This is a genomic window from Salipiger sp. PrR007, assembly GCF_010499845.1.
GTDB lineage: Bacteria > Pseudomonadota > Alphaproteobacteria > Rhodobacterales > Rhodobacteraceae > Salipiger > Salipiger pacificus_A.
This window is the reverse complement of the sequence record NZ_JAAGOZ010000021.1, coordinates 1-23,775: the sequence shown is the minus strand read 5'-3', so window position 1 is coordinate 23,775 and position 23,775 is coordinate 1. Positions and strand designations below refer to the sequence as shown.

General features: G+C 66.8%; 22 protein-coding genes. 9 read left to right on the top strand and 13 right to left on the bottom strand.

From position 1 onward, the window contains the following. Positions 1–3: 3 nt before the first annotated feature. The 9 genes from G0Q01_RS10240 to G0Q01_RS10200 all read right to left on the bottom strand — a co-directional run bounded on the left by G0Q01_RS10240 (position 4) and on the right by G0Q01_RS10200 (position 9,839). A complete protein-coding gene (locus G0Q01_RS10240) occupies positions 4–1,320 on the bottom strand; it encodes an amino acid ABC transporter permease (protein WP_164194407.1) in 1,317 nt (438 codons plus the stop codon). Between the two features lies 1 nt (position 1,321). Then, entirely contained in the window at positions 1,322–2,758 is a 1,437-nt protein-coding gene (locus G0Q01_RS10235; RefSeq protein ID WP_164194404.1) for an amino acid ABC transporter permease, read from the bottom strand. Positions 2,759–2,915: 157 nt separating this feature from the next. Further along, positions 2,916–3,935 (bottom strand): amino acid ABC transporter substrate-binding protein, encoded by a 1,020-nt coding sequence (locus G0Q01_RS10230; protein WP_164194401.1) that lies wholly within the window; start codon positions 3,933–3,935, stop codon positions 2,916–2,918. Between the two features lie 195 nt (positions 3,936–4,130). Continuing rightward, on the bottom strand, positions 4,131–4,844 hold the full coding sequence (locus G0Q01_RS10225; RefSeq protein ID WP_164194396.1) for an ATP12 family chaperone protein: 714 nt from the start codon (positions 4,842–4,844) through the stop codon (positions 4,131–4,133). Next, positions 4,841–5,518, bottom strand: a complete 678-nt coding sequence (locus G0Q01_RS10220) for an HAD-IA family hydrolase (protein ID WP_164194393.1) — start codon at positions 5,516–5,518, stop codon at positions 4,841–4,843. The genes G0Q01_RS10225 and G0Q01_RS10220 overlap by 4 nt, the downstream gene beginning before the upstream one ends. 13 nt (positions 5,519–5,531) lie before the next feature. Then, positions 5,532–6,584, bottom strand: a complete 1,053-nt coding sequence (locus tag G0Q01_RS10215; protein WP_164194389.1) for an RluA family pseudouridine synthase — start codon at positions 6,582–6,584, stop codon at positions 5,532–5,534. Further along, a complete protein-coding gene (gene crcB, locus G0Q01_RS10210; RefSeq protein ID WP_108967185.1) occupies positions 6,581–6,955 on the bottom strand; it encodes a fluoride efflux transporter CrcB in 375 nt (124 codons plus the stop codon). Before crcB ends, G0Q01_RS10215 begins: the two co-directional genes overlap by 4 nt. A 164-nt stretch (positions 6,956–7,119) precedes the next feature. Continuing rightward, entirely contained in the window at positions 7,120–8,439 is a 1,320-nt protein-coding gene (locus G0Q01_RS10205) for a replication-associated recombination protein A (protein ID WP_164194385.1), read from the bottom strand. Positions 8,440–8,450: 11 nt separating this feature from the next. After that, the gene (locus tag G0Q01_RS10200; protein ID WP_164194382.1) at positions 8,451–9,839 is read right to left on the bottom strand and encodes a trypsin-like peptidase domain-containing protein; all 1,389 of its coding nucleotides are present in this window, start codon (positions 9,837–9,839) and stop codon (positions 8,451–8,453) included. Positions 9,840–10,027: 188 nt separating this feature from the next. Between G0Q01_RS10200 and serB the strand changes: the two genes are divergently transcribed. Further along, positions 10,028–10,894 (top strand): phosphoserine phosphatase SerB, encoded by an 867-nt coding sequence (serB, locus tag G0Q01_RS10195; protein WP_164194379.1) that lies wholly within the window; start codon positions 10,028–10,030, stop codon positions 10,892–10,894. 115 nt (positions 10,895–11,009) lie between these two features. Here serB and G0Q01_RS10190 read toward each other — a convergent pair whose 3' ends face one another. Beyond that, on the bottom strand, positions 11,010–12,026 hold the full coding sequence (locus G0Q01_RS10190; protein ID WP_108967192.1) for an asparaginase: 1,017 nt from the start codon (positions 12,024–12,026) through the stop codon (positions 11,010–11,012). Positions 12,027–12,215: 189 nt separating this feature from the next. Between G0Q01_RS10190 and G0Q01_RS10185 the strand changes: the two genes are divergently transcribed. The 5 genes from G0Q01_RS10185 to cueR all read left to right on the top strand — a co-directional run bounded on the left by G0Q01_RS10185 (position 12,216) and on the right by cueR (position 17,611). After that, positions 12,216–12,743: an invasion associated locus B family protein gene (locus G0Q01_RS10185; protein ID WP_193989037.1), complete on the top strand. Its 528-nt coding sequence runs from the start codon at positions 12,216–12,218 to the stop codon at positions 12,741–12,743. 164 nt (positions 12,744–12,907) lie between these two features. Continuing rightward, entirely contained in the window at positions 12,908–14,104 is a 1,197-nt protein-coding gene (gene rlmN / locus G0Q01_RS10180) for a 23S rRNA (adenine(2503)-C(2))-methyltransferase RlmN (RefSeq protein ID WP_108967194.1), read from the top strand. A 103-nt stretch (positions 14,105–14,207) separates the two neighbouring features. Continuing rightward, positions 14,208–14,633 carry a hypothetical protein gene (locus G0Q01_RS10175; RefSeq protein WP_164194376.1) on the top strand — a complete coding sequence of 142 codons (426 nt, stop codon included), beginning with the start codon at positions 14,208–14,210 and terminating at the stop codon, positions 14,631–14,633. 99 nt (positions 14,634–14,732) lie between these two features. After that, a complete protein-coding gene (locus G0Q01_RS10170) occupies positions 14,733–17,222 on the top strand; it encodes a heavy metal translocating P-type ATPase (protein ID WP_164194371.1) in 2,490 nt (829 codons plus the stop codon). After that, positions 17,219–17,611, top strand: a complete 393-nt coding sequence (cueR, locus tag G0Q01_RS10165) for a Cu(I)-responsive transcriptional regulator (RefSeq protein WP_164194367.1) — start codon at positions 17,219–17,221, stop codon at positions 17,609–17,611. Before G0Q01_RS10170 ends, cueR begins: the two co-directional genes overlap by 4 nt. 3 nt (positions 17,612–17,614) lie before the next feature. Here the strand turns inward: cueR and G0Q01_RS10160 are convergent, their stop codons facing one another. Together G0Q01_RS10160 and G0Q01_RS10155 are read right to left on the bottom strand one after the other, a co-directional pair. After that, positions 17,615–20,173 carry an ATP-binding protein gene (locus G0Q01_RS10160; protein WP_164194363.1) on the bottom strand — a complete coding sequence of 853 codons (2,559 nt, stop codon included), beginning with the start codon at positions 20,171–20,173 and terminating at the stop codon, positions 17,615–17,617. Continuing rightward, on the bottom strand, positions 20,170–20,673 hold the full coding sequence (locus tag G0Q01_RS10155) for a molybdopterin-dependent oxidoreductase (RefSeq protein ID WP_164194360.1): 504 nt from the start codon (positions 20,671–20,673) through the stop codon (positions 20,170–20,172). Before G0Q01_RS10155 ends, G0Q01_RS10160 begins: the two co-directional genes overlap by 4 nt. 167 nt (positions 20,674–20,840) lie before the next feature. On the opposite strand from G0Q01_RS10155, the gene G0Q01_RS10150 reads away from it, so the two are divergent. Beyond that, on the top strand, positions 20,841–21,443 hold the full coding sequence (locus G0Q01_RS10150) for a response regulator transcription factor (protein WP_108967206.1): 603 nt from the start codon (positions 20,841–20,843) through the stop codon (positions 21,441–21,443). A gap of 33 nt (positions 21,444–21,476) precedes the next feature. Here the strand turns inward: G0Q01_RS10150 and G0Q01_RS10145 are convergent, their stop codons facing one another. Beyond that, positions 21,477–22,469 (bottom strand): zinc transporter ZntB, encoded by a 993-nt coding sequence (locus tag G0Q01_RS10145; RefSeq protein ID WP_164194356.1) that lies wholly within the window; start codon positions 22,467–22,469, stop codon positions 21,477–21,479. Between the two features lie 412 nt (positions 22,470–22,881). Between G0Q01_RS10145 and G0Q01_RS10140 the strand changes: the two genes are divergently transcribed. Both G0Q01_RS10140 and G0Q01_RS10135 read left to right on the top strand, forming a co-directional pair. Continuing rightward, positions 22,882–23,118 carry a hypothetical protein gene (locus G0Q01_RS10140; protein WP_108967210.1) on the top strand — a complete coding sequence of 79 codons (237 nt, stop codon included), beginning with the start codon at positions 22,882–22,884 and terminating at the stop codon, positions 23,116–23,118. Between the two features lie 185 nt (positions 23,119–23,303). Further along, the gene (locus G0Q01_RS10135; RefSeq protein ID WP_108967212.1) at positions 23,304–23,555 is read left to right on the top strand and encodes a hypothetical protein; all 252 of its coding nucleotides are present in this window, start codon (positions 23,304–23,306) and stop codon (positions 23,553–23,555) included. Positions 23,556–23,775: the final 220 nt, after the last annotated feature.

Genomic DNA, 23,775 nt, shown 5'->3' with positions numbered 1-23,775 from the left:
TCCTTAGCGGTGCTCTCTACGGAGCTTTTTCTCGAGGAAGAGCGAATAGCGGCCCATGCTGAAGCAGAAGATGAAGAAGCACAGGCCGATAAAGACGAAGAGTTCCCAGTAAACGCCATTCCAATCGGTGCTTGCCCGGATCGAGCTGGACAGGCCAATGGGATCGAGAAGGCCGATGAAAACGACCAGCGTCGTATCCTTGAACAGGCCGATGAAGGTGTTCACGATCCCCGGGATCGAAATCTTCAGCGCCTGCGGGAGGATGATCAGCCGCATCGACTTCCAGTAGTCCAGCCCCAGCGCGTCGGCGGCCTCGTATTGGCCCTTTGGCAGGGCGGCAAGACCGCCCCTTACCACCTCGGCGATATAGGCCGCCGAGAAGAGGGTCACCATGATGATGACGCGCAGCATCAGGTCGAAGTTGGTGCCCGGCGGCAGGAAGTAGTTCAGCAGCAGGGACGCGGTGAACAGCCAGACGATCAGCGGCACGCCGCGGATGATCTCGATGAAGGCAACCGAGAACTTGTTGATGATGAACATGTCCGACTGCCGCCCCAGCGCCAGGAGGATACCCAGCGGCAGCGACAGGACGATGCCCGACACGCCGATGATCGTGGCCAGAAGGAAGCCGCCCATCTTCTGGGTCGCCACGGGCTGCAACGCCAGCGGCACAACCGAGGCCAGCGCGTCGGCGAGCGGGCCGCAGACGAACAGCCAGTAGAGCACCGGTACGACGATCGCCAGGATGACCGACAGCAGCGCGCCGATCTTCGGCGCGGCATAGGTCATGATCGCCCAGCTGATGACGAAGCCGAGGACCGCCGCGATCGGCCCCCAGAGCGAGCCACCCCAGATCAGCCAGAAGAGCAAGAAAGGCGCGAGTGCCGTAACCCAGAGCATCTTGCGCGGCACCGAGCTGAACAGCACCGGGGCGACCGCGGCAAGAAAGAGGAGGAAGGCCAGGATCGGGCGCCAGTAGAGCTCCTTGGGGAAGAAGCCGAAGACAAGCTGCGGCCAGCGCTCTGCCAGCACCGCCCAGCAGGCAACCGAGGCATCGGCGCCATAGCGCTCTGCCGCCAGCGCGCGGCACTCGGACAAGTTGGAGGCATCCCAGATGCCCCGCAGCGCCCAGGGCAGAAGGTGGCTCAGGGCGGCATAGATCACCCAGAGCGAGAGCAGGGTGAGCAGGATGTTCAGCCAGCTCGAGAAGAGGTTCTCGCGGATCCACTTCACCGCACCGATCTGGGTAAGCGGTGGATCCTGCTGGTCCAGCATGGTGTCGCGGACAAAGGGGACCGTCTGTGCGTGGGTATCGCTCATGTCACCGCTCCTTCAGCTTCACAGAGGAGTTGTAGACGTTCATCACGCCCGAGATCAGCAGGCTCAGCACCAGATAGAACAGGCCCAGCAGCAGCATGCCCTCGAGCTCGCGGCCGGTCTGGTTGATGGTGATGCCCCCGAGGGTCGAGCGCACGTCCATGTAGCCCACCGCGATGGCGAGCGAGCTGTTCTTGGTGAGGTTGAGGAACTGCGAGATCAGCGGCGGGATGATCACCCGCAGCGCCTGCGGCAGGATCACCAGGTTCATCGTCGTGCCCGGACGCAGGCCCAATGCGTAGGCTGCCTCGGTCTGGCCATTGGAGATCGCGAGGATACCGCCGCGCACGATCTCGGCGATGAAGGCGCCGGTATAGAGCGACAGGGCCAGCCACAGGGCGATCAGCGAGTTGCGCAGGTGCACGCCGCCGTCGAAGTTGAAGCCCCCCAGCTCGGGCTTGTCGAGCGAGGCGCCAAGCCCCACTAGGACCACGATAAGCGGTACCAGGATCGCGGCAATCTGCAGCGGCAGGGTCATCGGTCGCTTGCCCGTGGCCTCTTGGATGCGCGCAGCGCGCTTGCCGAGGAATTTTGCGCCGATCCCGCCCGCGATGAGCACCGCGATGATCAGCAGCCAGTCCCAGAAGGAAGAGGTCGGGATGACCTCGCCGACTTCAGCGCCGCCTGCGGCGCCATCCCCCGAGGCGCTGCCCGAGCCGGCTGCGGTGTCATTTTGACCGGTCTGTACGCCTGCCCCGCCGGTGGCGATGCGGCTCGCGCCGTAGGTGCCGGCCATGTTGGTGCCGGGCGTTGCGGCCGCGGCGGGCGCCTCTGGCTCGGGGGCGGCGATCTCGTTGCCCCCCAGCGAGCGGCTGAACACCACGTTGGGAATGTAGACGCCGCGATTGGTGATCGCCACGCTCTCACCCAGCAGCATCGAGGAGCCGTCCTCGCCGCGGAAGTCCCGCGGGGACGGCATGGATTCGGTCATCAGCGCGAAGATCAGCACGATCCACAGCAGCAGCGGCACGTTCCGGAAGCCCTCGACGTAGACCGCGGTCAGCCGCGAGACGACCCAGTTGTTGGACAGGCGCAGCACGCCCGCGATCACGCCCAGCACCGTGGCAAGGGCACAGCCCAGGACAGCCACGAGCAGCGTGTTGAGGATGCCCACCAGCGCCGCCCGACCGTGGGTCATCTGGTTGTTGTAGTCGATGAGCTGCTGGTTGATGTCATAGCCTGCGGGCTGCGACAGGAATCCGAAGTTGAAGTCCTTGCCCAGTGCCTCGAGGTTATGGATCGTGTTGGAAATCAGCCACGACAGCAGCAGCCCTATCAGGACCATCGCGACGACCTGGATGGTCATCGAGCGGTAGCGCGTGTCGAAAATAAGCTGACTCAGCCGGAAGCCACGCTCCGGCGGATCCGAGATGGTCGCCATTTAGTTCTCCCCGGACGCTTCCGTCACCGAAGGATACCGCGGTGGTTGCTCCACCGTCTGTCCTGCCGGAAGCGCGCTTTCGTATTATGAAGGCGAAATCGTCTTGATAGGTGGAAAGGGGCGCAGGTTGTCCCTGCGCCCCTCGCCGAATCCGGTATTAGCGGAAGGGCGGGCTGTAGAGCAGGCCGCCTTCGGTCCACTGCGCGTTCAGGCCGCGCGACAGGCCGATCGGGGTGGCTTCGCCGATGTTCTTCTCGAAGATCTCGCCGTAGTTGCCGCCGGCCATGATGGCACGCTGGGCCCATTCGGCGTCGAGGCCGAGCATCGCGCCCAGTTCACCCTCGGTGCCGAGCAGACGGTTGATCTCGGGGTTGTTCGTCGGTGCCGAGGACAGTTCCGCGATGTTGGCCGAGGTCACGCCGTATTCTTCGGCCGCGATCAGCGCGTTGAGAGTCCAGCGGGCGATGTCGCCCCACTCGCTGTCGCCGTGGCGAACGAGCGGACCGAGCGGCTCTTTCGAGATGATTTCCGGCAGGATCACGTGATCCGACGGGTTCTCGAAAGTGGCGCGGGTGGCGGCGAGGCCCGAAGCATCGGTGGTGTAGACGTCACAGGCGCCGGCAAGGTACTGCTGCTGCGCTTCGGCGTTGGTCTCGATCGGAACCGGCTCGTAGCTGATGTTGTTGGCGCGGAAGAAGTCCGCGAGGTTCAGCTCGGTGGTGGTGCCGGTCTGGATGCAGACGGTGGCGCCATCGAGTTCCTTGGCCGAGGCCACACCCAGCGACTTCGGAGCGATGAAGCCCTGGCCGTCGTAGTAGTTCACGCCGATGAATTCGAACTTCAGGTCGACGTCGCGCGAGAAGGTCCAGGTGGTGTTGCGGGCCAGCACGTCGATCTCGCCGGACGCCAGCGCGGTAAAGCGGGTCTGACCGGTGGTCTGCGTGAAGGCAACCTTCATCGGATCGCCAAGGACCGCTGCGGCGAGCGCACGGCAATATGCCACGTCAAAGCCCTGCCACACGTTGTTTGCATCGGGCGCCGAGAAACCGGCGAGGCCCGTGGACACACCGCACTTCAGCTCCCCCCGCGCTTTCACGTCGTCCAGGGTCGCGGCGCCGGCTGCACCGGCCGCGAGTGCGGCGACGGTCAGAGCGCCGAGAGTTACGGTCTTTTTCATGTTAACCTCTTCCTGTTGTCCGGCCCTCTTGAGCCGGTTCCTTGATCCTTGCTGGATCGGCTTATTAGCCAGGGGCTCCCTCCCTGTGCTGAGGGGAGTTTGGGAGGAAAGTTTTGGCTAGGTCAAGCCGCTCCGGCGCGAAAAGGGCATGCAAATGCCCGGATCTTACGCAAGGATCCCTTGAGAGGTTTGAGATTAGGCAGCTTGGCAGAGGGCAAAAAACCGGTGCGCGTGCAGGAATGCCAGGCGTTTGATTTCCGCCGCTTGCTGCGCTTCCTCGTCCTCTCCCCAAAGCTCTTCCTGGAAGGTTTCGTCGAGACGCGACAGTGCCCAGAGTTCCTCGGCATCGTGCTCGCTTCGAGTGGCGGCAAAACCAAGCACCAGCGAGCCGGTCAGCGCAACGAGGTCGTGGAAAGCTGCCAGCTCGAACGGGCTGAACGCGTGGGTGCGCTCCGCAAGACGGCGCAGCGCCGCCTCGGGCTGCGCGGCATGCATGATCCCGGCACGCGGCTCGAGCCGCGCTCCCATCTCGCGCGCCGCCCAGTCGAGCAGCGGATCCCAGCGTTCGGCCTGCCGCGCGACCAGTTCCGCCGGGCTCTCGGCGCGGTAGCACAGCAGATCGCTGTCGCCGTATTCCGCCAGCATGTCGGCCACTTCGGGGTGCTGCGGCGCGACCTTGTCGATGGCGCTGTTGGCGGTGCGGGTAAAGGGCATGGTGCGCGGGTCGATCTTTTCGTCCTGCGCGCGCCATTCCTCGGCCATGGCCTCGGCGATCCCACGGCTCGGCACCACCAGCGGCGCCTTGCCCGGCGTGCGCAGCGGGCGACCGTCGAGATGCACGATGAAGCCGCCCTCGGCCGTTTCGACCGTGGCGTCCTTGTAGAAGCGGCGGGGGGCCCATTCGCTCATGCGGCTTGGCTCCAGAGTTGGTCCAGCAGCGCCGGAAGCGCGCGGATGTCGTCGATGATGGTGCGCGCGGACGCAAGCCGCGCGCGGTCGTGATAGCCCCAGCTGACACCGATCCCGTGGACCCCGGCGTCGCGCGCCATGTCCATGTCGAAGCTGGTGTCGCCCAGCATCACCGCCTGATGCGGCGCGACGCCGGCCTCGGCCAGTGCCGCCTCGATCATCGCGGGATGCGGCTTCGAGGGATGATCGTCGGCGCATTGCTGGGTGACGAAGAGGCGGCGGATGCCATGCGCGTCGACCAGCCGGTCGAGCCCGCGGCGCGACTTGCCGGTGGCGATGCCGAGCAGCCACTCGGGTCGGGCGTGCAGCGCGTCCAGCACCTCGCGGACGTGCGGGTAGAGCGGCGAGCTGGCCTCGGTGCCATTCTCGGTTCGCAGGCGCATGTAGGAGGCTTTGTAGCCCTCGACCATGGCCTCGAGGGTGGCGGCATCGACGCCCGGTGCGAGCCGCGCCACGGCCAGAGGCAGCGACAGCCCCACGATGCCGAGGATCTCCTCGCGGCTCGGAGCCTCCATGCCGACCTGGGCAAAGGCCCCGCGCATCGACGCGAGAATATCCGCCTGGCTGTCGACCAACGTGCCGTCGACGTCGAAGATGATCAGCTTCAGATCCATGGCACCCGCCCCCTCAGTGCAGCTCTTCGAAGGGATCGTCCGCGGCGAGTTCTTCGGTCCAGCCGAAGGTCTCCCAGCTTTGTGCCATGTGGTCTGGCAGCGGCGCGGTGACGGTCATCGGTTTCTTGGTGACCGGATGCAGGAAGGTCATCGAGCGCGCGTGCAGGTGCAGCTTCTTCGAGATGATGCCGCCGAGCTGCGCGCCCCAGCCGTCGCCAAGGTTCTCCTGCCCCGAGCCGCCGTATTTGCCGTCGCCGATGATCGGATGTCCGATCTCGGCCATATGCGCGCGCAGCTGGTGCGTGCGGCCCGTCACGGGCTCCATCGCCACCCAGCTCGCCCGCCCGGCAACCCGGTAGAGCGTGGCATAAAGCGTATGCGCGCGCTTGGCGCCGGGGGTGCTGTCGATGTCGCGCGGGTGGATCGCGCGCATCTTCTCGCCCTCGCCCAAGGCGCCATGGCCGCCGGCCTTCACCAGCCCGTACTTGATCTCGCCGAGGTAGGGCGTCGGCACACCGGCCACCAGCCCCCAATAGATCTTGCGGGTTTCCTTGTGGCGGATCGCGGCGGTAAGCGCCTGCGCCATCTCGCGGGTGCGCGCAAGCAGCAGCACGCCCGAGGTGTCCTTGTCGAGCCGGTGGACCAGCCGCGGCTTCTCGTCGCTGCCGAACTTCAGCGCCTCCGACAGCCCGTCGACGTGGCGGGTCTGCTTGGAGCCGCCCTGCGTCGGCATGCCCGGCGGCTTGTTGAGCGCGATGATGTGATCGTCCTTCCACAGCACGCAGGACTGGATCAGCTTGGTGTCTGCATCCGAGACCTTGGACTTCGGCGTCGCTGCGAGTTTGGCCATCTCCTCGGGCTCCGGCAGCGGCGGAATGCGCACCTGGTTGCCCACCGCGAGGCGCGTCGAGGCTTTCACCCGACCGCCATCAACCCGGATCTCGCCCTTGCGGCACATCTTTTCAATGCGGCCCTGCGGGACGTGCGGGAAATGCCGCTTCATCCAGCGGTCGAGGCGCTGATCGCCGTCGCCCGGCCCCACGGTGACTGTCTGAACGCGGCTCATGCGAAGAAACTCCGAGTGACCAGCAGCCCCGCGAAGAGTGCTGCCAGCGAGACGGCCACCGAGGCCGCCACGTAAAGGCCCGCCTGCGCGACATCCCCGCGCTCGTAGAGCGTGGCGAAGTCCAGAGAGAAGGCCGAGAAGGTTGTGAACCCGCCCAGCACGCCGGTCATCAGGAACGGCGCGAAGCGGTTGGAGGTATTGGCGAGGATCACCACGAGGGCCCCCATGGCAAAGGAGCCGAGGATGTTCACCGTCAGCGTCCCCCACGGGAATCCCCTTCCGAGCAGCCGCGTCATGGCGAGGCCGGTCAGATAGCGCCCGCTGGCGCCAAGCGCTCCCCCGAGCGCAACTTGTAAGACCGTGAGGATCATCCGCGGGACATGTGCGAGGGGGCGCGGAATGTCAAGATTTTCGGGGGTTCGGAGCCAATGCTGCGGCGCATGGCCGCCATGTGCGCGCGTCCGGCACGCGCCGCGCCGAGAGAGCGCTCTGGCCACGCCGCGACTGCCCCGGGATATTTCCGCCTAGGAGAAGCTCAAGGGGACCGCTCCCTCCGCAGCTTGGTAAAATACTCCAGGCGCTTCTTCAGGTCGCGCTCGAAGCCGCGCTCGACCGGGGTGTAATAGCTGTCCCTGCCGATCTCCTCGGGGAAGTAGTCCTGGCCGGAAAAGCCGTCCTCGGCATCGTGGTCATAGGCGTAGCCGCTGCCGTAGCCCTGTTCCTTCATCAGCTTTGTCGGGGCGTTGAGGATGTGCTTGGGCGGCGGCAGCGAGCCGGTCTTCTTCGCAGCGGCGCGAGCGGCCTTGTAGGCCACGTAGGTGGCGTTCGATTTCGGCGCCAGCGCGAGGTAGACCAGCGCCTGCGCCAGCGCCAGCTCGCCCTCGGGAGAGCCGAGCCGCTCGTAGGTCTGCCAGGCCTGCAGGCAGATCGCCTGCGCCTGCGGATCGGCAAGGCCGATGTCCTCGACCGACATGCGGGTGATGCGCCGAGCGAGGAAGCGCGGGTCCTCCCCGGCCTCGAGCATACGGGCGAACCAGTAGAGCGTGGCATCGGGGTCCGAGCCGCGCACAGATTTGTGCAGCGCCGAGATCAGGTTGTAATGCCCGTCGCCGGACTTGTCGTATTGCGCGGCGCGGCGCATGAGCCGGGTCGAAAGCGCGTCGGTGGAGAGCACGCCCTCGACAGTCCAGGCCGCGATCTGCTCGATCAAGTTGAGCAGCGCGCGACCGTCGCCGTCAGCCATTTCCACCAGCGCCGCGCGGGCGGCCCCGTCAAGCGGCAGGGGGCGGCCCAACTCCTGCTCGGCGCGCTGTGCGAGACGCTCGAGATCGTCTCGCGAGAGTCGCTCCAGCACCAGAACCTGCGCGCGCGACAGCAGCGCCGCGTTGAGCTCGAAGCTGGGGTTCTCGGTGGTGGCGCCGACAAGGAGGATCGTGCCGTCCTCCATATGCGGCAGAAAACCGTCCTGCTGCGCCTTGTTGAACCGGTGGATCTCGTCGACGAAGAGCAGCGTGCCCTGGCCGTTGCGGTGGCGGATACGGGCGGCCTCGAAGACCTTCCTCAGCTCGGGCACGCCGGTGAAGATGGCGCTGATCTGGACGAAATGCAGGTCAGTGGCATCCGCCAGCAGCCGCGCGATCGTGGTCTTGCCGACTCCGGGCGGACCCCAGAAAATCAGGCTCGAGAGCGCGCCCGAGGCGAGCATGATGCCGAGAGGCGCCTCGGGACCAAGCACATGGGCTTGGCCGATCACCTCGCCGAGCGCCGTCGGACGCAGCCGATCCGCCAGCGGGCGGGGACCGCTCCGCTCGGGCTCGGGGCGACTGCCCGGGGGGTCGTCGAAGAGATCGGCCACGCGCGGTGCCCTCAGACGCGGAAGCGCAGCGAGATGCGGCCATTGCCGCGCTGCGCATCAATCTGGACGCGCGGGGCGGCGCTCTTCAGCAGCCCGTCAACGTCGCCCGGCAGCTCGATGCCGTGGCCGTTGACCGCGCGCAGTAGGTCCCCCCGCTGCAGCCCGATCCGGGCGCCCCAGGGGCCGGGATCGACGACCACCACGCCCTCACCGCCCGACAGAGGCAGGCCGAGTTCGGTCTGCACCGCCGGGTTCACACGCGCCAGCGTGAGGCCGGGCAGCACCGCGCGCTCGTCCAGCGTCACGCGCTGCTGCGGCGGATCGTCGGGGGCGGCGATCATCGCGACCTTGGCCTGCTGCTGCGTACCGTCGTGCAGATAGGTGACCTCTGCCTTGTGGCCGAGCCCGGTGACCGACATGCGGTACAGCATCTCGGCGGGGGTGTTCACCCCCTGCCCGTCCACCGCCAGCACCACATCGCCAACGTCCATCCCGGCCTGCGCGAAGGGGCTGGCCTCGTGGAGCTCAGAGACCAGCACGCCGCCGGGCAGCCCCATGCCGAGGCTCTGCGAGAGGTCTGCGTCGACGCTCTGCCCGCTCATTCCCGCCCAAGGCCGCTCGAAGGACGTCTTGCCCGCCTCGGCCTGCTCGACGAACTGCTTCACCAGCGCCGAGGGGATGGCGAAGCCGATGCCGTTGGAGCCGCCCGAGCGGGTGAGGATCGAGGTGTTCACGCCAATGAGCTGGCCCTTCACGTCGATCAGCGCACCGCCGGAGTTGCCCGGGTTGATCGGCGCGTCGGTCTGGATGAAATAGCCGCGGGCATTGCCGGTCGCGGTGCCCGAGCGGGCGAGCCCCGAGACGATCCCCGAGCTCACGGTCTGCCCCACGCCGAAGGGGTTGCCGATCGCCAGCGCCAGCTCGCCCACCTCGACGGTGTCGCTGTCGCGCAGCGGCAGGAACGGCATGCCCTTGGCGCCGTCGAGCTTGAGGATGGCGAGATCGGCCTCCTCGTCCGCCAAGAGCACCTCGGCGTCGTATTCGGCACCATTGTTGAGCACCACGCGAATGTCGGTGGCCTGGCCGACCACGTGGTAGTTCGACACGACGATGCCGTCTTCGGACAGGATCACCCCCGAGCCGAGCGAGTTCTGTACCCGCGGGCGGCCGCGGAAGTCTTGGAAAAGGTTCCCGAAAAGAGGATCTCCTGCAAACGGACTGTGGGCCTCGACCACGCGGCTGGCGTAGATGTTCACCACCGCGGGGGTGGCCTGTTTCACCAGTGGTACGAACGAGAGGGAAATCTCCGCCTGGCTCTGCGGAACCTGGCTCTCGGCGAGGGCCGGGGCTGCGGTGACGGCGATGGCAAATGCGGGAATGATCAGGATGTTTCGGAGCATTGTGCGGTCCTCCAGTGCCCTTGGATATGTCGGGGCAAGGGCGCGATTGCAAGTCACGGGCCAGTGCGCTTCGCGTGCGCATTTCGTGCACATCTCACGCACATGCCGCCGCCCTCCCCGCCGCGGAGGCTGGAAAAGCCCCGCGCGCCGTGCCAGAAGCCGCCGCGTCAGACATTGGAGTGCTCCTCATGCAGATCGTCTCGCTCATCGCCCGCCCCGGCACATTGGATACCGCGCTGGTCGAGAGCCTGCGCAACGCCTTCGGCGGCGGTCCGGTCACCGTGCTCTCGGACGGTGAGGCGGCGGAATTCCCGGTCGAGTCAATGCCCGGCAATTTCGAGGAGGTGCGCAGCTCGCTTACCGCGCAAGCCGACGTCAACATCGTGGCCGCCGAGGGGCGCCGCAAGAAGATGCTGCTGGCGGACATGGACAGCACGATGATCCAGCAGGAATGCATCGACGAGCTGGCCGAGGAAGCCGGGGTCGGCGCGCATGTGAAAGAGATCACCGCCCGCGCGATGAACGGCGAGCTCGACTTCGAGGGCGCGCTGACCGAGCGCGTTGCGCTGCTTAAGGGCCTGCCTGAGAGTGTGATCGGCAAGGTGCTCGAGACCCGCATCACGCTGATGCCGGGCGGGCCCGAGCTGGTCGCGACGATGAAGGCGAATGGCGCCTATGCCGCGCTGGTATCGGGCGGCTTCACCGCCTTCACCGCGCGCGTTGCCGAGAGGATCGGCTTCGACGAGAACCGCGCCAACACGCTGCTGGTGCAAGACGGCAAGCTGACCGGCGTGCCGGCGCAGCCGATCCTGGGGCGCGAGGCCAAGGTGCAGGCGCTGGAGGAGATCAGCGCGCGGCTCGGCATCTCCGAGGCAGACGTGCTGGCGGTGGGCGACGGGGCGAATGACCTGGGCATGCTCGGCCGTGCCGGCTTTGGCGTCGCCTTGCATGCAAAACCCTCGGTTCAGGCGGAGTGCGACCTGCGGGTGAACCTCGGCGATCTGACGGCGCTGCTGTTCCTGCAGGGCTATGCCCGCAGCGATTTCGAGGGCTGAACGGACGGCGATTGGGGAAGGAGCAAGGGGGGATCAGACCCTCTTGGCCTTCGGTCAACTCACCCCGGCGCGATTGCAAAGAGAAGAAGGGGCACTCTTGGCGCCCCTTATCCTTTCATGCGGCAAAGAGCGTGTCGAGGGGGCGGACCTCGCCGGTCACCAGCCCGTCGAAATTGCACAGCTCGGGGTTGAGGAAACGGTGCACGTCGGGATGCGCCGGATCCGCGACGCCAAGCCGCACCAGAAGCGAGGCCATGACGCATTCCGCCGCGCGGGTTGCGCCGTCGAGAATCTTCACCGCAACGCCGAGGCCACGCTGCGGCAGGATCGCGACGAAATACCCCTCGGCGCCTGTCTTGATGGCAACCGGCTCGAGCGCGGCGCGCATCAGCAGCGTGCAGGCGCGGCCCTCGCCGGCGACGAGATCGGGATAGGTGTAGATCGACTCGACCAGCTGCGCCCCGGCGCGGCTGAGACCGTCGTAGCGGTGATGCGCGCCGGCGAACCAGGCCATGGCCCGCGCCATGCCAAGCATCGAGGTGGCAAGGTTTGGCGCCGAGCAGCCGTCGATGCCATAGCAGGGGCTGACCTCATCGGTGACGGTCTCGAAGGCGTCGCGCACTGCAAGTTGCACCGGGTGTTCGGGAAGAACGTAGTCCGGGCCCGCGCCAAGATACTGGCTCAATGTCAGGAAGCCGGCGTGTTTGCCCGAGCAGTTGTTGTGCACCCGGCAGGGGCTTTTGCCCTCGCGGATCATCTGCAGTTTCAGCGCCTTGTCCCGGCTCGGCTGGGGGCCGCAGCGCAGGTCGTCGTCGGAGAGCTCGAGGTCGGCGAGCCAGGCCTCGACCGCCCCCACGTGCATCGGCGCGCCCTGATGCGAGGCGCAGGCGAGCGCCAGCTGCGGCGGCGTTAGATGCCAGGCCTCGGCGGCGCCCGAGGCGACCAGCGGCAGGGCCTGAATCATCTTCGACGAGGAGCGCGGGTAGACCACCGCCTGCGGGTCACCCCAGGCCTCGACGATGCCGCCGGATGTGTCACAGATGACCGCATGGCCAAGGTGCAGGCTCTCGGTCAGCGGTCCGCGGCGAACCTCGACGAGGGGCACGGCAGCGGTGACGGTGTCTTGGGGCATGTGGGTCCTCACAAACAAGCGATATTCTGCCATCGGGGCTTTCTCGCCCCGCGTGTTTCGGTCTATTGTCCCGCCGTCGAGCACGAATGGTCGCGCCGGTCAAGAGACCGACAGATGTCTGGAACAGAGCTGTCACAGGTCGGGGCGCGAACGGGCAACAAGAGGCAAGCACGGCTGGAGGCTGCAGGTATGAAGTCAATTCTCGGTGGGGTTCTGGGCGCGGCGCTCGCGCTTGGCGCGACGGCTGCGGTTGCGCAGGAGGAAAGCACCAACCGGGTGAACGCGATCACCGACTGGTCGGTCTTCGAGGGGCAGAGCCCCCGCGAATGCTGGGCGGTGACCACCTACAAGGAAAGCGTCAACACCAAGGACGGCCGCGTCGTATCGGTGAAGCGCGGCGACATCCTGCTTATGGTCTTCTACCGTCCCGAGGCCAATGTCATGGGTCAGGTGGCCTTCACCGGCGGTTATCCCTTTGCGGGCGGCTCGACCGTGGCCGTGGACATCTCGGGCGAGAAGTTCGACCTTTACACCGAGGGGGAATGGGCCTGGCCGGCGACTCCGCAGGACGATGCCAAGATCATCGCGGCGATGAAGCGCGGCTCCGACGCGGTGCTCAGCGCCGGTTCGAGCCGCGGCACCAAGACCAAGGACACCTTCTCGCTGCTCGGCTTCACGGCCGCGGTGGAAGACGCCCAGAAGCGCTGCAGCGGCTGAGCCGCAGGCACGTCGCCCTCGGGGCCGAAAGGCCGCAGGTCTGTTGAATTTTTCCGGGGCCATCCACAGATGAGCTTCTTCGAGGGAACGCGCCTGCGCGTTCCCTTTGACTTATTGCAGCCGAATCCTGTATGGAGAGGCCTTCTTTTTCCGAGGATGACGTGATGACTGCCAGCGCGCCGATCACCCAGGACGTGGTGACGATCCCCCGCAAGCTGCCGGAAGACGGCAAGCTGAACCTCGTCGGGCTCACCCGCGACGCCCTGCGCGCCGCGCTGATCGAGGCCGGAACGCCCGAGAAGCAGGCGAAGATGCGTGTGGGTCAGATCTGGCAGTGGGTCTATCACTGGGGCGTGCGCGACTTCGCCGAGATGACCAACCTCGCCAAGGACTATCGGACGCTGCTCGACGACAAGTTCACCATCGACCTGCCCGAGATCGTCTCGAAACAGGTTTCGGAAGACGGCACCCGCAAGTATCTCGTACGGATCGCCGGCGGACACGAGGTCGAGGTGGTCTACATCCCCGAGGAAGACCGTGGCACGCTCTGCATCTCGAGCCAGGTGGGCTGCACATTGACCTGCTCGTTCTGCCACACCGGCACGCAGAAACTGGTGCGCAACCTCACCGCGGGCGAGATCATCGGCCAGGTCATGCTGGCGCGGGACGACCTCGGCGAGTGGCCCGAACCCGGTACAGGCACCGGCGAGAGCGGGCCGCGCCTTTTGTCGAACATCGTGCTGATGGGCATGGGCGAGCCGCTCTACAACTTCGACAACGTGCGCGACGCGATGAAGATCGCCATGGACGGCGAGGGCATCGCCCTGTCGCGCCGCCGCATCACCCTCTCGACCTCGGGCGTGGTGCCGGAGATCGCCAAATGCGCCGAAGAGATCGGCTGCCTGCTGGCCGTAAGCTTCCACGCCACCACCGACGAGGTGCGCAACAAGCTGGTGCCGATCAACAAGCGCTGGAACATCGAGGAGCTGCTGAACACCCTTCGCGAGTATCCGCGCTTGTCGAACTCCGAGCGCATCACTTTTGAGTATGTGATGCTCAAGGACGTGAACGACACGGATGCCGATGCGCGCCGCCTGGTGAAGCTGATCCAGGGCATTCCCGCCAAGATCAACCTCATCCCGTTCAACGAATGGCCCGGCGCCCCCTACCAGCGCTCGGATTGGCCGCGGATCAAGCAGTTCGCCGACATCATCTACAAGGCAGGTTACGCCTCGCCGATCCGTACCCCGCGCGGCGAGGACATCATGGCCGCCTGCGGCCAGCTGAAATCGGCCACCGAACGCGCCCGCAAATCGCGCAAGCAAATCGAGGCCGAGACTGGCCTCGGCGGCGCGGCTTGACTTACCTGATTTAAACAATCAGGATTACCTCACCCAGCCAGTCCCGTCTTCGGGACAGCCCGGATCGACGGCCCTTCAGGGGCGACTGGCTGGGAGAGGTTCCATGCGACATGAAAGGTTCGACCGGGTGGCTCTGCGCCCCGCGGAAACGCGGGTGGTACAGCTGCTGCGGCTCTGGCGCGAGGCGGACGAGGCCACTGCGCAGCTCGAGCTGCGCGATGCGCTCGGGTTCAGCCGCGCGCGTTCCTGCCTGCGCGCCTTTGGGGACTTCGCCGAGATCCTGACCCGCCACGGCTGGCACGGGCCGCTGATTCTGCCCACCGACGCCTTGGGTGTCTCGGACGACGAGCGCGCGATCGCCCGCTTCGTCATGACCGCCACCGAGCAGGACCGCGACCTCGCGCTGGCCGAGGCCGCCATGCTGGTGCTGCCGGCGCATATCCTGCCGCTCGCCAATGCCGCCGAGCGGGTCGGGCTGCCGCTGCTCTGCGAGGAATGCCGCAGGCGGCTGGAGTGTCCGCTCAACTGACCGCTGCCTCCATCGCACAATGCGACACTGCGCCCCTTGACCTTCCAGTGACTGGAACCCCTATGTAGGGAGCCGACCAGTATTGGAAGGAGTCGCGCCATGGCCCAAGACAGCCTGCGCTTCGAAGTGATGAAGATGACCTGCGGCGGCTGCGCCGGGCGCGCCCAAAGGGCGCTCGCGGGGGTCGAGGGGGTGACCGACGCCTCGGTAAACCTCGCGACGAAGATGGCCCGGGTCGAGGGCAGCGCCGGCGTCCCTGCCCTGCGCGCCGCGCTCGACAAGGCGGGCTACCCAGCGCGCGAGGCCGCCCTGAGGCTTGGTATCGCGGGGATGAGCTGCGCCTCCTGTGCGGGGCGCGTGGAGCGGGCGCTGGCGGGTGTACCGGGTGTGCTCTCGGCCAATGTGAACCTCGCCAGCGAGACCGCCGAGGTGAAATTGCTCGCGGGCTCCGCCGAGGCACCCGCGCTGATCCGCGCGGTCGAGGGGGCGGGCTACAAGGCCAGCCTCACCAGCGACGACAGCGCCGAACAGGCGGCGCGCAAGACCGCCGAGCAGGCGGCGCTGAAGCGTGACCTGATCATTGCCGCGGCGCTGACAGCGCCAGTCTTCCTAATGGAGATGGGCGGGCATTTCATCCCCGGCGTGCATCATTTGATCGCCTCGACCATCGGCACCACCAGCGCCTGGCTGATTCAGTTCGTGCTGGTCACCGCCGTGCTCGTATGGCCGGGCCGGCGCTTCTACCAGATCGGCCTGCCATTGCTGCTCAAGGGCGCTCCGGACATGAATTCGCTGGTTGCGCTCGGCACGCTGGCGGCCTGGCTCTATTCCACCGTCGCGCTTTTCCTGCCCGGGCTGCTGCCCGAGGGCACGCGGGCGGTCTATTTCGAGGCCGCGGCGGTCATTGTCACGCTGATCCTGCTCGGTCGATTCCTCGAGGCACGGGCGAAGGGCCTCACCGGTGCGGCGATCAAGCGGCTGGTCGGGCTGAAACCCTCGACCGCGCGGGTCGAGCGCGGCGGCGAGATCACCGAGCAGCCAATTGCCGAGGTGACGCTCGGCGATGTGCTTCATGTCCGCCCCGGCGAGCGCATCGCAGTCGATGGCGAGGTGCTCACCGGGCGCTCCTACGTCGATGAAAGCATGATCACCGGCGAAGCTGTGCCCGTCGAGAAATCCGAAGGCGCCACCGTCGTTGGCGGCACGGTCAACGGCGCGGGCGCACTCAGCTTCCGGGCGACGGCTGTCGGCGCAGACACCATGCTGGCGCGGATCATCGCCATGGTCGAAGAGGCGCAGGGGGCCAAGCTGCCGATCCAGGCGCTCGCCGACAAGGTGGTGATCTGGTTCGTGCCCGCGGTCATGGCCGTGGCTGCGCTGACCTTTCTGGCCTGGCTCATCTTCGGCCCCTCCCCCGCCCTCACCTACGCGCTGGTCGCCGGGGTCTCGGTGCTGATCGTGGCCTGCCCCTGCGCCATGGGGCTCGCCACGCCGACCTCGATCATGGTGGGCACCGGGCGGGCGGCCGAACTGGGTGTGCTCTTCCGCAAGGGGGACGCGCTGCAACGGCTGGAAAGCGTCGGCATCGTCGCTTTCGACAAGACCGGCACGTTGACCGAAGGCCGTCCCGAGCTGGTCCGCAGCGTCGCCGCGCCGGGCTTCGCCGAGGCCGAGGTGCTGCGCCTTGCCGCCAGCGCCGAGCGAAGCTCGGAGCATCCCATCGCACGGGCGCTGGAGCGCGCCGCCGAGGGCCCCCTTCCACAGGCCGAGGACGTCGAGGCGATCGCGGGGCATGGTCTCAGCGCCGCCGTGGAGGGCCGCCGCATCCTGGTTGGCGCCGCCCGACTGATGGCGCGCGAGAGCATAGAGCTCGGCCCTCTCAGCGCCGCGCATGACGAGATCGCCGGTGCCGGGCAGACGCCCGTGCTGGTTGCGGTCGATGGGCAGATCGCCGGGGCGCTGGCCGTCGCCGACAAGGTCAAGCCCGGGGCCAGGGCAGCGGTTGCGAAGCTGCACGAGATGGGGCTCAAGACCGCGATGATCACCGGCGACACGCGCGCCACGGCGCGGTCCATCGCCGCCGAGCTCGGCATCGACCACGTCGAGGCCGAGGTGCTGCCCGAAGGCAAGCGCGACGCGGTGCGGGCGCTGCGCGATGCGCATGGCGCCGTGGCTTTCGTCGGGGACGGCATCAACGACGCCCCGGCGCTGGCCGAGGCCGAGGTGGGTCTCGCCATGGGCACCGGCACGGATGTCGCCATCGAAAGCGCCGACGTGGTGCTGGTCTCGGGTGACACGAAAGGCGTGGTCGAGGCGGTGCATCTCAGCCGCGCGGTGCTGCGCAATATCCGGCAGAACCTCTTCTGGGCCTTCGGGTACAACGTCGCGCTGATCCCGGTGGCGGCGGGTGTCTTCTACCCGGCGTTCGGCACGCTGCTCTCGCCGATGCTGGCGGCGGGGGCGATGGCGCTTTCGTCGGTCTTTGTACTGAGCAACGCGCTGCGGTTGCGACGGCTCGTCCCCGCCATGCCGCCAGAGACCCGCCCGCACCGGGCACAAGGCCACAGCCACGAGGAGGCGCAGGCATGAACATCGGAGACGTCGCGACCCGCGCCGGGCTGCCGCCCAAGACCATCCGCTATTACGAGGACATCGGCCTCGTTACCCCGCACCGCGGCAGCAACGGGTACCGCGCCTTCACCGAACGGGACGTGCACAAGCTGGCCTTCCTGGCACGGGCCCGCGCGCTCGGGTTCACCATCGAGGACTGCCGCGCTCTGCTCGCCCTCTACGAGGACGAAAGCCGCGCCAGCGCCGAGGTGAAGCACATCGCCGAGGAGCATCTGGCGCAGATCGACGAGAAGCTTTCCCAGCTTCAGCAGATGCGCGACACGCTTGCGCATCTGGTCCAGGCCTGCCACGGCGACGACCGCCCGGATTGCCCGATCCTCACGGACCTTGCCCGCAGCCAGGGCTGAACCTCAGTCCTGAAGCTCCAGCCCGAGCAGCGCCGTGCGCGTGGCGCGCCAGACCGGCAGGACCACGTCCAGGCTGTCCGGAGGCAGCTGCGCACCCGCGCGCGCCCTGTCCTCCTGAAGGCGCAGCACTCGGTGCAGCGCACTGGCGCCGAAGACCGCCGCGGAGCCGGCGATGCGGTGAACCTTTTCCGCGTAGCGCTCGGGCTCGATCCCCGCGCCCAGCTCCTCGGCCAGACCGGCGAGGCCGGTCTCGGTTTCCTGCAGGAAACGGTCGCGCAGGGTGGCGAAAAGCTCGGGCCCGAGCGACTCTGCCGCCGCGCCGAGCGCGACGTCGTCGAGCACATCCTCGGCCGTCCCTGGTGGGCCATCCGCGCCGGTGCCGGAGCGGTCGGTGCTGCTGTCCGCCCTCGGCGCGAGGCCGGAGATCACCTCGGCCAACGCGCGCCAGGTGATCGGCTTGGTCAGCGTGGCGCTCATGCCAGCATCGCGGAAGCGCGCCACGTCGGCCGGCAACGCGTGGGCCGTGAGTGCGACGATCGGTGTCTCGACGTTGGCGCCGCCGCCGATGCGGATGCGCCGCGTCGTCTCGACCCCATCGAGACCCGGCATGGAAATATCCATCAGCACGATGTCGAAACGCTCTGTCGCGGCGATGCGCAGCCCCTCGGCGCCGTCATGCGCCTCGGTCACCGAATGGCCCATCTTGCGCAGCATGGCCGTCGCGACGAGGCGGTTCACCGGGTTGTCCTCGACCACGAGGACCCGCGAAGGGGCCATCTCGGGGATGGACTCGACCGGCTGCGTCAGCACCGTCTTCTTCGGCGCGCGCTCGGCGGGCAGAGAGACATGGAACCGCGTGCCCTCGCCCGGATCGCTCTCGACCGAAACCTCGCCGCCCATGGCCCGCACCAGCCTCCGTACGATGCCAAGGCCGAGCCCGGTGCCCTCGGCGGCCCGCATGTAGGAGGAGTCGAGCGTGACGAAATCCTCGAAGATGCGTTCAAGCTGGTCCTGCGGAATGCCGATGCCGTTGTCGTCGACCTCGAAGGTCAACCTCCCGTCCTGCGACAGGGCGAAGAGCGAGAGCTGGATCTCGCCGTTCTCGGTGAACTTGATCGCATTGCCGACGAGGTTCACCAGCACCTGCCGAAGCCGCGCCCGGTCACCCATCAGCAGCGGGACGGTCTCATCGGGCAGCCGGACCTGCAGCATGTTGCCTCGCGCAGCGGCGGTGGGGCGCAGCACGTCGACGACCTCGCGCACCAGATCCACCGGGCAATAGGGCGTGCGGGCGAAGCTGAACCGCCCGTTCTCGAGCCGCGAATGGTCGAGAACGTCGTTCACGTGCTGCAGCAGCACGTCGCCGGCGCGGCGCAGGATCTGCAGGTATTCGCGCTGATCGCGGCCCAGTTCGGTCTCGCTCAGCAGCTCGAGCGCGCCGATCATCCCGTTCAGCGGGGTGCGCATCTCGTGGCTCATGATCGCGATGAAGCGGGCCTTTGCCTGCTCCCCCTCGACTGCGCGGTCCCGCGCCTCGACCAGCTCCTCTTCGGCGCTGATGTCGCGGGTGATATCGCGGAAGTAGATCGCCCGCAGCAGATCGCCCTCGTGCTCGGTCTCGGTCACCGAGAGTTCCATCGGGTAGCGGCTGCCATCGGCCCGCACCCCCTCGCACCGCACCCGCCCGCGCCCTGCGTGGCGTCCAAGGCCCTGACCTTTGGCCTCTTCGCTGTCTTTCGGAAACAGCAGCGTCGAGACGCGCTGGCCCAGCACCTGCCGACGGTCATGGCCCGAGATACAGCCCGCCGCACCGTTGAACTGCAGGATGACCCCGTCACGATCTGTGACCACGATCCCGTCGAGCGCGGTGGAGACCACCGCCTCGAGCCGGTGGTTTGCCTTCGCCCGCCGTTGCGCCTGGTCGCGCGCCACATGCATCAGCTGCCACAGCGCCACGACGCCGAGCGCCAGCGCCAGCACGAGGATCAGCGCCATGCCCGAGAGGCGCACGAGCGAATTCATCACCTTGCGCCGCTGCATGTCCGAAGCCGCCGAGAAGGCCCGCACCCCCGAGAGCGAGACCTCCCGCACGGCAAGCCGCACCTGCTCGGCCTCGGTGCGCAGCTTCGGCAGCGCAGCCAGAAGCCCGCTGTCGGGGCCATCTAGATATGGCACGGCCCGGTCGAGAAAGGACCTCACCGTCTCCATCGGCTGCTGCGCGTTCGGCGTATTCACGATCCCGGCGTAAAGCGCGCCCCGCGAAACGGTCTGGTAACGGCTGAAGAAAATGTCGAAGGCCAACCGCAATTCGTCGATCCGCAGATATTCGACCGGCCGGTCCAGCTCGCTTTGCAGGCGGCTGAATTCCACCTCCATTTGCGCCAGCGACCATTGACCATTGTCCGAATTGGCGGTGGCGAGCCCCTGGATCTGCCGGGCGGCATCGACCGTCAGCAACACCAAGGCCGCGAGACACAAAACGATAAAGGGCGCGCTCAGCGCGGCCCAGCGTTTGCGGGTTGGAAGGCTACTGCCCTCTTCGGAGGAGGTTGCGGCGCTCACGGCTCGATAACGATCCGGCTGAGCTGCCAGATGCTGCGCGCAAAGATGATCTCGCTGCGGTACTCGGGATAGTCGTCAAAGGGGTAGACGATCCAGAGCGGCCCCTTGTCGCGCACGCTCATCAGCGAGCCGTTGCGGGCCCAGGCGATGATCGGCCCCTCCGGAACCGCGTCCTCGAGCGGAATTTCGGCGGAATACTCGTTGATCGCCACCGCCCGCAGCGACCCCTCGGTCACCTGCAGCGCCTGAATCAGATCGTGCAGCGACACGCCGGTGAAGCGCTGCGCTCCCTCGGTCCAGATGGTGGCGGTGGTGAAGGTCGTGGTCCCGATGGATTCCAGCATGTGCAAATCAAATTGGGCGCCCTCGGGAGCGTTTGTCACGGGCACCGCGCCGGTCACCGTCAGCAGCACCGGCCCCTGGGGCGCTTCCAGCGAAATGGCAAACGCCGGAACGGTTTTGAGAAGGAGAAACGCACAGCAAGCTACCCAACGGAACATGACGCTCAACCTCCTTGCGAACCTTATTGCCGCTCAATATCATACGAGCCAGTTACCCAAGCGCAAAGAGCTACCATATTGCGAGTGACCGAACCAGTTAGCGAAACCAACCGGTAATAATTTTGCGCCAGAAATCGCTTGTGGCATAGGCCGCACCCGGAGGACATATGCGTATTCTGGTCGCCGATGACCACGACCTCGTCCGAGAAACGATTGCCGCCTTCCTGCGCTCGGAGGGTATCGATGACGTGGACACTGCGGCAACGCTGGACGAGGCGATCGCGCTTGTCGACCGAGGCATTTCCTTCGACCTGATCCTGCTCGACTACAATATGCCCGGCATGTCCGGCCTCACGGGGCTCGACCGCATGCGCGAGGCCTGCGCGGGTGTGCCCGTGGCGCTGCTTTCGGGCACCGCGACGGCCGACATCGCCCAGGCGGCGATTCGCTCCGGCGCGGCGGGATTCATTCCCAAGACCCTGCCCTCCAAGACGATTGTCAGCGCCGCGCAGGTGATGGCCGCGGGCGAGGTTTTTGCCCCCTATAGCTTCATGACCCAGGTTCCCGACGGCAAGGCCGCCGAGCTGACACCGCGCGAGCGCGAGGTGCTCCGTGGCCTCTGCGCCGGCAAGTCCAACAAGGAGATCGCCCGCGATCTCGACCTGCAGGAAGTGACGATAAAGCTGCACGTGAAGACCCTCAGCCGCAAGCTCGAGGCGCGCAATCGCACCCACGCGGCCATGATCGCCAAGGAGCTCAACCTGGCCTGACCACGCCTGAGGTCGGCGCGGGCGTGGATGCCCTCAGATCCAGCGCAGCTTGCGCAGGATCAGCATTTGCAGCGCGACGACGATCAGAAGTCCGCCGCAGAACAGCCAGAACGCCACCGGCTCGCTTGCGCCCGGCATCCCCGCGACGTTGATCCCGAAGAGCCCGGTCAGAAAGCCGAGCGGCAGGAAGAGCGCCGAGAGCACCGACAGCATGTACATGTTGCGGTTCAGCCGGTCCGAGAGCTGCCCTGCCAGCTCGTCGCGCACCAGCGCCATGCGCTCGCGCATCGCGTCGGCATCTTCCACCACCCGCTCCAGCGCATCCAGCTCCTCCTCGAGCTGGCGCAGGTCGTCGATCTCAAGCCAGTCCGGATGGCTGCTCTGCAAGGCCCGCAGGGCGTCGCGCTGCGGCAGCAGGTAGCGCCGAAGGATGATGGCGCGGCGGCGCAACTCGACCAGCTGCTGGCGCATCGCCTCGTGCCCCTCCTCGAGCACGTCCTCCTCGAGCTGGTCGGCCTCGTCCTCGATGCCGCTCCAGAAGGCCTCGATCCGGTAGGTCAGCCGCTCGACCAGCAGCGACAGGAACGCGGCACAATCCTCGGGACCGCTGCCCAGTTCGAGCGCCTGCGCAATGTCCTCCACCGCCCGCACCTTTCGGCGCGACAGGCTGACGATGCGGTTCTCGTCGATCCACAGGCGGATCGAGACCATGTCCTCGGGGTCTTCCCCCTCGATCGTGTTGATGCCGCGCAGGATGACGATGAGCCCGTCACCGATGCGGGTGATGCGCGGCCGGGTTTCCTCGGCCACCAGCGCGTCGATGATCGTCGGGTCGAGGTACGAGAGGTTATCCACGATCCACCCCGGCGCATCGGGATGCGCGGCGCGCAGGTGCACCCAGCCCAGCGTGTCGCTGCGCAACACCTCCGGGGCCTCTGGGGGTAGCAGGCGCCGCCCACGCTCCGGCCCCGAGAGCACGAATCCGGTTTCGATCAGGTTTTCGGGGTGTGGGACAAGCTCTTGCATGGGCCAGAAAGTACACCGGATCAGGCAAAGGACAAGCGCTCCGGTTGCGCGGAAATTCGACGCCATTTCAAGGACTCCACTGGGTGGACCCGGGCGTCGATCCAGGCTGTTCAAAAACGCACAGGGCCTGGTGATTTTTTGGAAACCCTAGGGTTTTTTAAGTTTAGTTCACAAAAAATCTGCGCCTGAAACTAAACCCCTCAGTTCATTTCCTCAGAAAATCTGCAGGTTCCCGCCCTATGGGAAGCCGGTCGCTCACTTTCAAGCCCACGATTTCGCGATCAGCCGTGAGCAATCCGGTGATTTGATAAATGTCCTCAGAACAACGATTTACTTCTCATCCCCGACGCAAGAAGGGATGCGGCGACGCCTGACGCCACCGCAATCAACCGCAAGAAATAGGAATGTCGTCATGAAAACTCTCATCGCATCCGCACTGATCGCCACCGCTGCCTTGACAGGCGCTGCCTCCGCAGCAACCTCGACCTCCGCTGCCGCACAGAGGGAAATCCTGTCCCTGATCCCGCAGGCAGAACTGTCGGGTCTGACCGCCGCCGAGATCGTCTCGGTTGCCCAGGCGATGGACCGCGTCGACGGCGCCGCGCAGAAGATCGGCACCGGCGAGGCCCTGATCAAATCGCTGCAGTGAGCGGCGCGGCGCGTCCTCCCACGCGCCCTCGCTTTCCCCTTCACGCGACACCTCGCGTGACGGATACGGCGGGCCGTCCGAACTGAACGACCCGCCCCTCCCCGGGGCAACAGTCCCCAGCGCCTCGGCGCCTCCCCAAATGGCATCGAAGAATGCCGCTCAAAATGTTACGGAAGGATCCTCCCATGAAAACCCTCATCACCTCCGCCCTGATCGCCACCGCAGCCTTGACCGGTGCAGCATCTGCTGCCTCCACCGCTGCGAACGCGACCAACATCATCGAAAGCGCGCTGCCCGGCACCGATCTTTCGGCGCTGAGCACCGAGCAGCTGGTGGCCGTCGCGGGCACCCTGCAGAACACCGACGGCGGCGCCGCCAAGAAAGCCGGTGTGACCCGCGCGCTGATCAAGTCGCTGCAGTTCAAGGCAGAGCAATAAGCCACTCCGGGCTGCGGCTTCCGCAGCCCCAGATGCGCCGATCGCGGCGCGAGGGCCGGTCCGTTCGCGGGTCGGCCTTTTCGTGTGCCGGTTCATGATCCGGGCGCCGCAGGGGCGGCCACGGCGTGCAACAACTGGCCAACGAAAAGGGGCCGCCCGATGGGCGGCCCCTTCGCAATGCCCGCCCGGTCCGAGGACCGGGCAGAAGCGCATCACTCGA